Genomic DNA, 11,748 nt, shown 5'->3' with positions numbered 1-11,748 from the left:
TTGGCATGTCGTGAGTGGGTCGGCTGGTCCTCGATCGTTCCGCCGACCCGCGCCCAGGTCTCACCACTCGCGGGCAGCATCTCCGCTGCGGGTAACAGGGGCAAGAAGCTGCGATGGCCGAGGCCCGGGCCGACCATGGCCCTGGCGGCGGTCACGTCGGGGTTCGTTGTGGTCGTCCCTGAATGGGCCGCTCAGGGACACCGGCAGCAGCGACGGCTCGCGTGATCCCCGGGGCGGTCCCCGGTCCCGCACGTGACCGGAACTGCCCTCAGGCGGCGGGGGCGAGGAGAGGCGGCCGGACGGTGATCTCCGATCCGTCCGGGCGCCAGGTGCGCCAGGTGCCGGTGGGTTGTCGTTCGACGCGGAAGCCGTGGTGGACCTTGGTGTGGTGGCGCTCGCACAACAGGGCCGAGTTCTCCAGTGAGGTCTCGCCCCCGTCGATCCAGTGGACCAGGTGGTGCACGTCGCACCACCAGGTCGGGGCGTCGCATCCGGCGAACACGCACCCGCCGTCCCGGAGTTCGGCTGCCTTGCGGATGTGCCGGCTCATCAGCCGCTGCTCGCGGCCGAGGTCCAGCGGGGCGCCGTCGGGGCCGAACACCACCCGGGACACCGCGCCGTCGCAGGCCAGCCACCGCGCCCGCGCCGCGGAGATGGTGGCGCCGAACCCCATCCGCCCGGCGTTCGGGCTTCCGGCCGGGTCCACCAGGTCGTCCAGGTCCACGACCACGGCGATCTGCGGCTTGTGGCCACGCAGCTGAGGCAGCATCCCGGCGGCGAGGGCGTTGTCGGCGACCTGCACGAGGGCGTCGCCCAGCCGCTGGGCGCGGGTGCGCTCGTCCCCCGCGGGGCGGTCGGCCTGCACGTGCGCCTCCAGGGCGGCCTGCAGCCGCTCCCCGCCCACGGCGTCCAGGTGCCCGCGGAAGGACAGCGAGCCGTCGGCGTGCCGGGACAGCGTCAGCGACCGGCCCTCGGTCGGATCCGGCTCGGGCCCGTCGGGATCCAGGTCGGTGCAGTAGTGCAGCACCACCTGCACCAGGTCGGCGTGCTCCCGCTCGACCGCCACCCCGGTGAGGACCGCGTCGATCACCGCCAGGTCCACCCCGGCCACCGCGGCTGCGACGAGCCGCTCGGGGGTCACCGCCCGCGCCGCGACGGCGACCTGCTCGGCGGACACCAGACCGGCCTCGTGGGCCTCGGCGAGTGCCGGCAGGTGTTCCAGGGCGCGGCCGTTGCGCACCAGCCGGGCGGCCTCCGCCGGCGAGAGCCGGCAGTGCCCGCGCAGCCAGGAGGTCATCGACCTCAGCCCGTCCCTCTCGGGCGCCTGCTGGTTCTCCGCATCACGGACGAGGCGGGTCAGCCGGGCGTCCTCGCGGTTGCGTCGGGCGACGGCCGCGGCGACGGCGTCGAGGGCGTCACCACTGCCCAGCTCGCTCGAACACATGATCGAAGTCTAGGGGATCCGACAGCCGGGCGCAGTGCGAATCCCCAGTTCAGGCGCCTGTCCATAGCTCCTCGGCCGCCGTCGCGGGAGCTGTCCGGGCGGCGGTAGGAGGTGTCCATGACGACCGACCTGTCGGACGGCGGCACTAGCGTCGCCGTCGTGGAGCCCGTGCCGACCACCGACCGCGTGCGCTGCGCCTGGGGCGACAGCGCCCCCGAGTACGTCGCCTACCACGACGAGGAGTGGGGCACCCCGCTGCACGGTGACGACGCGCTGTTCGAGCGGCTCTGCCTCGAGGCGTTCCAGTCCGGCCTGTCCTGGATCACCATCCTGCGCAAGCGCCCCGCCTTCCGGGCCGCCTTCGCCGGCTTCTCCATCGACGCCGTCGCCGCCTTCACCGCCGACGACGAGGCCCGCCTGATGGCCGACGCCGGCATCGTCCGCAACCGCGCCAAGATCGCCGCCGCGATCCGCAACGCCCGCGCCGCGCAGGACGTCCCCGAGGGCCTGTCGGCGCTGCTGTGGTCGTTCGCGCCGACGGGGGAGCGCCCGCGGCCGGCCACGCTCGCCGACGTCCCGGCCACCAGTCCGGAGTCCACCGCGATGGCCAGGGAGCTCAAGCGGCGGGGCTTCGTCTTCGTCGGACCGACCACCGCCTACGCGCTCATGCAGGCCACCGGCATGGTCGACGACCACGTCGCGACGTGCTTCCGCGCCACCCGGGAGGGGGCTCCGGTTGGTTCCGCGGCGGTCATACGGGATCATGGGTAGCGGAGCTCACTGCACGAGACACAGCCACACCGCAGCCGCACAGGAGCGACGGGTGGCCGGCGAAGGAGGCACGCATGGCGGCCATGAAGCCGCGCACGGGTGAAGGTCCCCTGGAGGTCACCAAGGAGGGGCGCGGCCTGGTCATGCGGGTGCCGCTCGAGGGCGGCGGCCGGCTGGTCGTCGAACTGTCCCCCGACGAGGCCGCAGCGCTCTCCGAGGCGCTGAAGGGCGCGACCAGCTGAACGTCCCCGCGAGCTCGCCCTCGGGCAGCACCGCGCAGGACGACGCGGCCCCGGCCGCCGGCAGCCCGCCGGCGACCGGGGCCGCACCCTTGCCGCGGGTCGAACTGGTGGCCCGCCTGCCGCGCCTCACCGGGGACGACGTCCTCGCCGTCCCGGTCGGGTCCGGCGGCACGCTGCCGACCTGGCTGACCTCGCCCACCCCCGGCACCGCCCCGCCGGTCCCGGCCGACCTGCTCGCCGGCGCGCTCCAGGACACCGGCAACACCGGCCGGCCCGGCGCGATCACCAACCTGCCCGTCCCCGGACGCTCCCCGCGCAGCGTCGTCGCCGCCGGCCTGGGCGACGGGACGCTGCCGCACCTGCGCCGCTACGTCGCCACCGCCGTGCGCCGCGCGCAGACCCTCGCCGAGCACGGCGCCACCCGGCTGGTCCTGCCCCTCGACGCCGCCACCGCCCCCGCCGGGGCCGACGAGGTCCGCGCCGCCGTCGAGGCCGCGCTGCTGGCCGGCTACCGGTTCCGCGAGACGTCGAAGCCGCACCCGCGCCGGCTGGCCACCGTCACCGTGGTCGCCGCCGACGCCGACGACCCGGCCGTCGTCGCCGCCGCCCGCGCCGGGGAGGTCACCGGCTCCGCCGTCGCCTGGGCCCGCGACCTGGTCAACACCCCGAGCAACACGAAGGACCCCGCCTGGCTGGCCGGGCAGGCCGTCGAGCGGCTCTCCGGCCTGCCGCACGTGACCGTCACCGTGCTCGGCCCCGAGGAGCTCGCCGCGGGCGGCTTCGGCGGCGTGCTCGCCGTCGGCGGCGGCTCGGCGTCCCCGCCGCGGGTCGTCGTCGCCGCGTACGCGCCGCCCGGCGCCGGCCCCGCCCGGCCGGTGCTCGTCGGCAAGGGCATCACGTTCGACACCGGCGGCCTGCAGATCAAGCGCGGCCCCGGGATGCGCGAGATGAAGACCGACATGGCCGGGGGAGCGGCGGTGCTCGCCGCGGTCGACGCCGCCGCCCGCCTGGAGCTGCCGGTCGCGGTCACCGCCGTCGTCCCGGCCGCGGAGAACGCGGTGTCCGGGTCGGCCTACCGCCCTGCCGACGTCGTCCGGCACGTCGGCGGGCGCACCACCGAGGTGCGGAACACCGACGCCGAGGGCCGGATGGTGCTCGCGGACGGCCTCGCCCACGCCCGGCTGCACCTGGGCGCCACCGCGCTGGTCGACGTCGCCACGCTCACCGGAGCGATGCGGACCGCGCTCGGCGCCCGCACGGCCGGGCTGTACGCCACCACCGACGGGCTGGCCGGCGCGCTGTCCACCGCCGCGCTGCACGCCGGCGAGCGGGTCTGGCGGATGCCGTTGGCTGAGGAGTACGCCGACCTGCTGGACAGCGACGTCGCCGACGCGAACAACGCCCCCGGCAACCCGGGCGGCACCACCGCCGCGCTGTTCCTGCGCCCGTTCGCCGGCGACCTGCCGTGGGCGCACCTCGACATCGCGGGCCCGGCCCGGGCCGGCTCCGACGACGCCGAGGTGGTCAAGGGCGGCACCGGCTTCGGCGCCCGTACGCTGCTGCGCTGGCTGGAGGCCGGCGCCCCGCTCGACCCGCCGCCGACCGTGACGGACTGAGGAGCCCATGAGCACCGACGACACCGGAGTCGTCTTCCCCGCCGGCCCGGACGGGCGGCGCAGCACCGCGGCGGTGGGCCGCGCCGTCGTCGCCGACGCGCTGCGCCCGGTCGACCCGACCGGCGCCCGCGCCGCCGAGTCAGAGACCAACTGGCGGGCGGGCTACCTGGTGCACTTCCGCCGCCTGGTCGAGGCGGGGCTGGCCTCCCCGGACGCGGCCCGGACCATCGCCGGGGCCGGCCTGGACGCCGTCCACGCCCGGCTGCGGGTGGCTGCCGACGACGGCGAGCAGCCGCTGACCGCGCTGCCCGCGGCACCGGCCGGGCGGGCGCTGCGGACCCGCGAGGTCGCCGGCACCGCCGAGCCCGAGCGCGAGTTCACGCTGCCCTTCCACGGCCGGCGGCTGCGCGGTGACGACCTGCTGCGCCAGGTGGACAACTGGGTCGAGGGCGGGATCGCCGAGCCCAGCCTGGCCGAGGCGGTGCGCACCGTGGCCGCGCACCCCGAGTGGCTGGCGCTGCCCGGCCGGACCGTCGTCGTGCTCGGCGCGGGCGCGGAGATGGGCCCGCTGACGGCGCTGCTGCGATGGGGCGCCACCGTGGCCGGGGTCGACCTGCCGCGGCCGGACCTGTGGCGGCGGGTGCTCGACACCGCCCGCCGCGGCGCCGGCCGGCTGCTGCTGCCCGCCGCCGACGACGACGGCGACCTCGCCGGCACCGCGGGCGCCGACCTCGTGCGCGAGGTGCCCGCCGTCGGCGACTGGGTGGCCGGCCTGCCCGGCGACCCGGTGCTCGGCGACTACGTCTACGCCGACGGCGCCACCAACGTGCGGGTGTCGGCCGCCGTCGACGCGCTCACCCTCCGCCTGCAGCGCGACCGGCCCGACCTCGCGCTGGCCTTCCTCGCCACCCCCACGGACGTCTTCGCCGTCCCCGGCGACGCCGTCGAGCAGTCGGCGCGCGCCTACGCCGGCCGCTCCCGCGCCGGCAAGCTCCTCGGCCGGCCGCTGCGCACGCTCTCGGCCGGGCGGCTGCTGCAGCGGGCGTACGTGCCGGGCACCGACCCGGGCATCAGCGACAGCCTGGTCGCCCAGCAGGGACCGAACTACGCGCTGGCCAAGCGGCTGCAGCGGTGGCGGGCGACCGTCGCGCGGGCGGCCGGGGCGACGGTGTCGATGAACGTCGCGCCGCCGACCCGCACCCGCTCGGTGGTGAAGAACCGGGCGCTGGCCGCCGCCTACGCCGGGGCGCACCGCTTCGGCGTCGAGGTGTTCGAGCCGGCGACGTCGAACGTGCTCATGGCCGCGCTGCTGGTGCACGACCTGCACACCGGCGGCGGGCCGCGGCACGAGCAGCCGTGGCAGGACGAGGCGTACGCCGCCGTCCACGGCGGGCTGTGGCGGGCGGCCTACGCGCCGCGCAGCGCGCTCGGGCTCGCCGCCGTGCTGGGCCTCGGTGCCGCGCGGGGCTGAAGCGCCGCGCGGGGCGGGGGCGCCGCGGGCCCGGTGGCTGGTCCCGCTGCTGGTGGCGCTGGCCGTCGTCGCGGTGACGGCCGTGGCGCTGGCCGCCCGCGCACCGGCCGGTGCCGAGGCCGCGGGCATCGGGGTCCCGCCCGCGCCCACGCCGTCCGCGGAGCCGACCGAGCCGACCGAGCCGACCCCGGCACCCGGCGTCCCGGAGGTGCCGCGGCCGGTGCCGCCGACCTGCTCGCCGCTGGGCCTGCTCGTCACCGCCGGCCCGGTCGACGCCGGCCTCGGCCACCGGGGCGTCGTCGTCACCGTGACCAACTGCGGGGACGCGCCGCGGGACGTCACCGGCTACGCCGAGGTCGCCGTCCTCGACGGGACGGGGCGGCCGATGCCGTTCACCGTGGCGCACGAGTCGAGCTACATGGTCCGCGACCCCGGGCCGTCCCCGCTGGTGCTGCAGCCCGGGCAGAGCGCGGTCACCGGCGTCTCCTGGTCGGCGACGGTCACCGCCGGCGGGCTCACCGAGGGGCGGGCGCTGCACGTCGTCCCGGTGCCAGGCGACCCCGGCCAGGTCCTGCCGATGTGGGTCGACGCCGGCACCACCGGGGAGATCGCCGTGGCCGCCTGGGCGACGGAGCTGGCGCGGTAGCGCCTCACTCGCCGGTGACGCCGTCCACCGCCTCGCGCAGCAGGTCGGCGTGGCCGTTGTGCCGGGCGGTCTCCTCGACCAGGTGCAGCAGCATCCAGCGCAGGCTGAACCGGTTGCCGGTGCGCAGCGGCACCGCCGACAGCGCGTCCAGCGACCCGGCCGCCGCGACCACCGCGTCGGTGCGCCGCCCGGCCTCCCGGTAGCGCCCGCGCAGCACGTCCGGCCCGAGGTCCACGGCGGCGTCGAACTCCCAGTCGGGCGTCGCGTCCCAGTCGACGCCGTCCCACGGCGCGGGGATCGGCTCCCCGGCGAACCGCTCCACCGCCCAGGACTCCTCGACCAGCGCCAGGTGGTACAGCAGCCCCGCCAGGGTGAGCGACGACGGCGGGTGCGCCCGCGCCAGCTGCTCCCGGGTCAGCCCCTCGGTCTTCAGCAGCAGCGTCTCGCGCTGGAAGGCGAGGTAGGCGGTCAGCGTGGTGGTCTCGTCGGCGGTCTCCGGCGGGTCGGTGCGCACCGGAGGACCCTCGCACGCCCGGCCGTGCGTCACCCGCCGCTCATCACCCGGTCGACCCACAGTCGCACCACCTGGCGCTCCAGCTCGGGGTCGGTGCGCAGCACGCTGGTCAGGGCCAGCCCGCGGTGCAGCGCCAGCAGCCCCTCGACGTCGGCCCGGCCGGCCCGCGCGGCGGGGAACAGCCCGCCGAGGACCTCGCGGACGGCGCTGCCGACCCGGCGCTCGGCAGGTAGCAGCGCCGCGCGCAGCACGGGCTCGGTACGGGCGGCCTGCCACAGCTCCAGGCCGGCGAGGAACAGCGGGCCGGACATCACGCCGCGGAGCAGCTCCACGGGGTCGGCGGCGCCGCCGGCCTCCGCGCGCAGCCGCGCCACCTGCTGGTCGGCGACCTCGGAGACCGCCGCCACCAGCAGGGCGTCCTTGGTCGCGAAGTGGTGCAGCAGGGCACCGCGGGAGAGGCCGGCGCGGTCCTGCACCCGCTGCGTCGTCGTCCCGGCGTAGCCGTGCTCGACCAGGCAGTCGAGCGTGGCCGCCAGCAGGCGGGCGCGGGTGTCGGCCCGGCGCTCCTGCTGGGTCGGCACGGAGGAACGGTAACCGTCGACATACCGTCCGTACGGACTGTAAGTTCGCGTCCTCGTCCGGAGGAGGGAGACGCGGTGTTGACGACGGAGCTGGTGCGGCGCGGGGCACGGCAGCACGCCGGCCGGACGGCGGTGCTGAGCGGGGACCGCTCGCTGACGTTCCGCGAGGTCGACGAGTGGGCCAACCGCATGGCGCACGTGCTCGCCGGGCTCGGGGTGACGCCCGGGGCGCGGGTGGGGCTGCTGGTCGACAACGGCCTGTGGTCGATCCCCATCGACTTCGCCTGCCTCAAGGCGGCCGCTGCGCGGGTGCCGCTCAACGCCCGGCTGTCGGCGGAGGAGCAGGCCCGGATGCTGCGTGCCACCCGTGTCGGCGTCCTGGTCTTCGGGCCGGCGCTGGCCGAGCGCGCCGCCGACCTCGCCGGCCGCGTGGAGGGGCTGCGCCTGGTGGCCCTCGGCCCGAGCCCGGACGTCGAGGCGGTCGACCTGCTGGCCGCCGCCGCGGAGGCCAGCAGCGCCGATCCGATGCTGCCGGCCGAGCCCGGGGACCCCGTGCTGGTCCTCTACACCTCCGGCACCACCGGCGCGCTCAAGGCGGTCGTGCACACCCAAGCCAGCTACGCGGCGATCTGCGCGAACGTCCTGGCCAACCTGGTCTCGCCCGGGCGGGACTCGGTCATGCTGCACGCGGCCTCGCTCATCCACGCCAGCGGCACGTTCGTGCTGCCGTACTGGATCCGCGGGGGAGCGGCGGCGGTGCTGCCCGGCTTCGACCCCGGTGTCTACCTCGACGCCCTGGCCCGGTACCGGGCCACGGAGATCAACCTGGTCCCGACCATGCTCGGCATGCTGCTCGCCTCCGGCGCCGCCGAGCGGGCCGATGTCTCCAGCCTGCGCACCGCCGTCTACGGCGCCAGCCCGATGCCGGGGCCGGTCCTGGCCGAGACGCTGGAGCTGTGGGGCCCGCGGCTGGTGCAGTACTACGGGCAGACCGAGGCGCCGCTGGCGATCACCGTGCTCGGCGCCGAGGACCACACCGACCCGTCGCTGGCCGGCTCCTGCGGGCAGCCCTCGGTCGACGCCGAGGTGCTCCTCACCGACGCCGACGGGGCGCCGGTCCCGGCCGGCGAGGTCGGTGAGCTGCGCGTGCGCGCGCCGTTCGGGATGGCCGGCTACGCCGACGCGCCGGAGCTCACCGCCGGGACGGTCACGCCCGGCGGCTGGATCCGCACCCGCGACCTCGCCCGCGTCGACGACCGCGGGTACCTCACCCTCGTCGACCGCACCAGCGACATGATCGTCACCGGCGGCTACAACGTGTACCCGCGCGAGGTCGAGGACGTGCTGCAGGCCCACCCGGCGGTGGCAGGGGCCGCGGTGGTCGCCGCGCCCGACCCGACGTGGGTGGAGGCGGTGACCGCCTTCGTCACGCTGCGGCCGGGAGCGCAGGTGACGGAGGACGAGCTGCGCGACACCGTCCGGGCGGCGCTGGCCGGCTACAAGGTGCCCAAGGCGGTGCACGTCGTCGACGCGCTGCCGCTGTCGCCGGTGGGCAAGGTGCTGCGCCGGGCGCTGCGCGAGCCGCTGTGGGCGGGGGTGCCCCGGTGAGGCCGTCGGGGGCCGACGCGGTCACCGTCGAGCGCGACGGGCCGGTGACCACGGTGCGGCTGTCGCGCCCGCACGCGCGCAACGCCGTCGACGGGCCGACCGCCGCCGCGCTCGCCGGCGCCTTCCGCGCCTTCGACGCCGACCCGGACGCCGCCGTCGCGGTGCTGCACGGCGAGGGCGGCACCTTCTGCGCGGGCGCCGACCTGCGCGCGGTCGGCACGCCCACCGGCAACCGCACCGAGGTCACCGGTGACGGGCCGATGGGGCCGACGCGGATGCGGCTGTCCAAGCCCGTGGTCGCGGCCGTCGCCGGGCACGCGGTCGCCGGCGGGCTGGAGCTGGCGCTGTGGTGCGACCTGCGGGTCGCCGACGAGACCGCCGTGTTCGGCGTCTACTGCCGCCGCTGGGGCGTGCCGCTGATCGACGGCGGAACCGTGCGGCTGCCGCGGCTGATCGGCGCGGGCCGGGCGATGGACCTGGTGCTCACCGGCCGGTCGGTGTACGCCGACGAGGCGCTGCGGATGGGCCTGGTCACCCAGGTCGTGCCGGCCGGGCAGGCGCTGGCCGCCGCGCAGGAGCTGGCCCGCCGGCTGGCCGCCTTCCCGCAGACCTGCCTGCGTGAGGACCGCGCCTCGCTGCTGGAGCAGGAGGGGCTGGACGAGGCGGCGGCGTTGGCCAACGAGTTCCGCCACGGGCTGGCCTCGCTCGCCGTCGACGCGCTGCCCGGCGCCGCCCGGTTCGCCGCCGGCGAGGGTCGGCACGGCAGCGGCATCTAGGCCGGGCCGACCAGCCCGGCGACGATCTCCGCCGACAGGGTCACCAGCGGCAGCCCGCCGCCCGGGTGCGACGAGCCGCCGACCAGGTACAGCCCGCGCACGGGGGCGGCGTTGCCCGGGCGCAGGAACGCCGCGCGGGCACCGTTGCTCGACGTGCCGTAGATCGAGCCCCCGACGCTGCCGGTCTCGCGGGCGAGGTCGGCCGGCGTGCGGGTGACGCACCAGCGCAGCCGGGACCGGACGTCGAGCCCGCGGGCGGCCATCACCTCCAGCACCCGGGTGGCGTAGCGGTCGGCGAGACCGGGGGTGTCCCAGTCGACGCCGCACTCGGGGTCGTGCCGCGGCGCGTTGACCAGGACGAACCAGGACTCGCTGTCGTCGTCGGGCCGGGTGGCGGGGTCGTCGGGGGCGCTGACGTAGACGGTCGGGTCGGGCACCGGGCAGGGCAGGCCGCGGTGCCGGCCGGTGCCGAACACCGCGTCGAACTCGGCGTCGTAGTCGGCGGGGAAGGCGACGGTGTGGTGCGCCAGCCCCGGCGTGCGGCCGCGCAGCGCGAGCAGCAGCACGAACCCCGACAGCGACGGCGTCGCCCGGGTCAGCCCGCGCCGCACCGCGCGGGTGCGCCGGTCCGGCGGCAGCAGCCCGGCGTACAGGGCGGTGGCGTCGGCGCCGGAGACGACGACGTCGGCGGTCACCTCGCCGCCCTCGGCCAGCTCCACGCCGGCCACCCGGCCGCCGTCGCGCAGCACCCGCCGGACCGGCGTGCCGGTGCGGACGTCGGCGCCGTGCTCGCGGGCCCGCTCGGCGACCGCCTCCGCCAGCCGGTGCAGCCCGCCGCGGACGTACCAGGAACCGAACGCCTGCTCGACGTAGGGCACGGTCGCGAGCACGGCGGGCGCGCGCCGCGGGTCGGAGCCGGAGTAGGTGGCGTAGCGGTCCAGCAGCACCCGCAGCCGCGGGTCGCGCAGGTAGCGGGCGCCCAGGCCGCGCAGCGTCTGCCAGGGTGCGACGGCGGCGACGTCGGCCGGGTCCCGGGCCAGCCGGGCCAGGGTGGCCGCGCCGCGCAGCGGCGAGCGGAGGAACGGCTGCTCGGTGATCGCCCACATCGCGCCGGCGCGCTCGAGCAGCGCCCGCCACTGGGTGCCGGCGTCGTCGCCGAGGGCGGCGTCGAGGGCGCCGGGGACCGCGTCGAGGTGCCCGGGGACGGCCAGCCGCGTGCCGTCGGCGAACCGGTAGTCGACGGCGGGGTCGAGCCGGACGAGGTCGACGGACTCCTCCAGCGGGCCGCCGGTGGCGTCGAACAGGTCGCGCAGCACCTGCGGCAGCGTGACGAGGCTGGGGCCGGTGTCGAAGGCGTGGCCGTCGCGGGCGTACCAGCCGAGCTTCCCGCCGACGGCGCCGGACTGCTCCAGCACGGTCACCCGGTGCCCGAGCGCGCCCAGCCGTGCCGCGGCGGCGAGGCCGCCCAGCCCCGCGCCGACGACCACCACCCGTGCCACAGCGTCACCGTAGTGCCGCAGCTCACCGCCCGATCGGGTGATCACCCGGGGTGGCGGGGTCCGGCTCCCGGTCCCACGATCGGTCCACCTGCGGAGCCGACGCGGGAGCACGACGGGAGGACGACCCGTGCGGACGGCGGTGTGCTCGACGGCGGCCCTGGCGGCCCTGGCCCTGCTGGCCGGGTGCTCGGACGCGCACCTGCCCGACGTCGAGCGGGTGGCCCGGGACTTCGCGGCGGCCGACCCCGCCACCCGCTGCGACCTGCTCACCGCCGCGGTGGTGCGGACGCTGGAGCACGAGGAGCCGACCGGCTGCCCCGTGGCGCTCGGGGAGCTCCCGCTCGGCACCGGCGGCGTCGTCTCCGCGCAGGTCTGGGGTCAGGAGGCCCAGGTGCGGCTCACCGACGACACGCTGTTCCTCACCCGCACGCCCGACGGCTGGGAGGTGGCCGCGGCCGGCTGCGAGGCGGCCGGCGAGGGGCGCTACGACTGCCTGGTGGAGGGCTCGTGAGATCCGTGCGCGGGGTGTTCGTGGTCTACCTGCTGACCGTCTTCGGCGGCGTGGCCTACTGCCTGGTCC

Annotated in this window: 12 protein-coding genes; 8 read left to right on the top strand and 4 right to left on the bottom strand. The window is 77.3% G+C overall.

The window, feature by feature from the left end; translation table 11 throughout:
• Positions 1–268: 268 nt before the first annotated feature.
• On the bottom strand, positions 269–1,444 hold the full coding sequence (locus tag ACI8AR_RS00625; RefSeq protein ID WP_457049241.1) for a DUF222 domain-containing protein: 1,176 nt from the start codon (positions 1,442–1,444) through the stop codon (positions 269–271).
• 117 nt (positions 1,445–1,561) lie between these two features.
• Here ACI8AR_RS00625 and ACI8AR_RS00620 point away from each other — a divergent pair, with 117 nt between their 5' ends.
• From ACI8AR_RS00620 to ACI8AR_RS00600, 5 genes are all read left to right on the top strand, one after another.
• Positions 1,562–2,215, top strand: coding sequence for a DNA-3-methyladenine glycosylase I (locus ACI8AR_RS00620; RefSeq protein WP_457049240.1), 654 nt, complete (start codon positions 1,562–1,564; stop codon positions 2,213–2,215).
• A 74-nt stretch (positions 2,216–2,289) separates the two neighbouring features.
• On the top strand, positions 2,290–2,457 hold the full coding sequence (locus ACI8AR_RS00615) for a DUF3117 domain-containing protein (RefSeq protein ID WP_012947303.1): 168 nt from the start codon (positions 2,290–2,292) through the stop codon (positions 2,455–2,457).
• Between the two features lie 107 nt (positions 2,458–2,564).
• Complete coding sequence (locus ACI8AR_RS00610) at positions 2,565–4,073, top strand: leucyl aminopeptidase family protein (protein ID WP_457049239.1); 1,509 nt, start codon at positions 2,565–2,567, stop codon at positions 4,071–4,073.
• Between the two features lie 7 nt (positions 4,074–4,080).
• Positions 4,081–5,544, top strand: coding sequence for a hypothetical protein (locus ACI8AR_RS00605; RefSeq protein ID WP_457049238.1), 1,464 nt, complete (start codon positions 4,081–4,083; stop codon positions 5,542–5,544).
• Entirely contained in the window at positions 5,528–6,190 is a 663-nt protein-coding gene (locus ACI8AR_RS00600; protein WP_457049237.1) for a DUF4232 domain-containing protein, read from the top strand. Before ACI8AR_RS00605 ends, ACI8AR_RS00600 begins: the two co-directional genes overlap by 17 nt.
• Positions 6,191–6,194: 4 nt before the next feature.
• Here the strand turns inward: ACI8AR_RS00600 and ACI8AR_RS00595 are convergent, their stop codons facing one another.
• Both ACI8AR_RS00595 and ACI8AR_RS00590 read right to left on the bottom strand, forming a co-directional pair.
• Entirely contained in the window at positions 6,195–6,704 is a 510-nt protein-coding gene (locus tag ACI8AR_RS00595; protein ID WP_457049236.1) for a DinB family protein, read from the bottom strand.
• Positions 6,705–6,733: 29 nt separating this feature from the next.
• Positions 6,734–7,285, bottom strand: coding sequence for a TetR/AcrR family transcriptional regulator (locus tag ACI8AR_RS00590; RefSeq protein ID WP_457049235.1), 552 nt, complete (start codon positions 7,283–7,285; stop codon positions 6,734–6,736).
• 75 nt (positions 7,286–7,360) lie between these two features.
• Between ACI8AR_RS00590 and ACI8AR_RS00585 the strand changes: the two genes are divergently transcribed.
• Positions 7,361–8,893: an AMP-binding protein gene (locus tag ACI8AR_RS00585; protein ID WP_457049234.1), complete on the top strand. Its 1,533-nt coding sequence runs from the start codon at positions 7,361–7,363 to the stop codon at positions 8,891–8,893.
• Positions 8,890–9,669 (top strand): crotonase/enoyl-CoA hydratase family protein, encoded by a 780-nt coding sequence (locus ACI8AR_RS00580; RefSeq protein ID WP_457049233.1) that lies wholly within the window; start codon positions 8,890–8,892, stop codon positions 9,667–9,669. Before ACI8AR_RS00585 ends, ACI8AR_RS00580 begins: the two co-directional genes overlap by 4 nt.
• On the opposite strand, the gene ACI8AR_RS00575 is transcribed toward ACI8AR_RS00580, so the two are convergent.
• Positions 9,666–11,168, bottom strand: coding sequence for a phytoene desaturase family protein (locus tag ACI8AR_RS00575; protein ID WP_457049232.1), 1,503 nt, complete (start codon positions 11,166–11,168; stop codon positions 9,666–9,668). The two genes, ACI8AR_RS00580 and ACI8AR_RS00575, sit on opposite strands and share 4 nt — an antisense overlap.
• Positions 11,169–11,295: 127 nt before the next feature.
• On the opposite strand from ACI8AR_RS00575, the gene ACI8AR_RS00570 reads away from it, so the two are divergent.
• Positions 11,296–11,679 carry a hypothetical protein gene (locus ACI8AR_RS00570; RefSeq protein WP_457049231.1) on the top strand — a complete coding sequence of 128 codons (384 nt, stop codon included), beginning with the start codon at positions 11,296–11,298 and terminating at the stop codon, positions 11,677–11,679.
• The last annotated feature ends 69 nt before the right edge of the window (positions 11,680–11,748 follow it).

The organism is Geodermatophilus sp. SYSU D01036 (assembly GCF_054050435.1).
The sequence above is the reverse complement of the archived record's forward strand: the minus strand, read 5'-3'. Positions and strand labels throughout refer to the sequence as shown.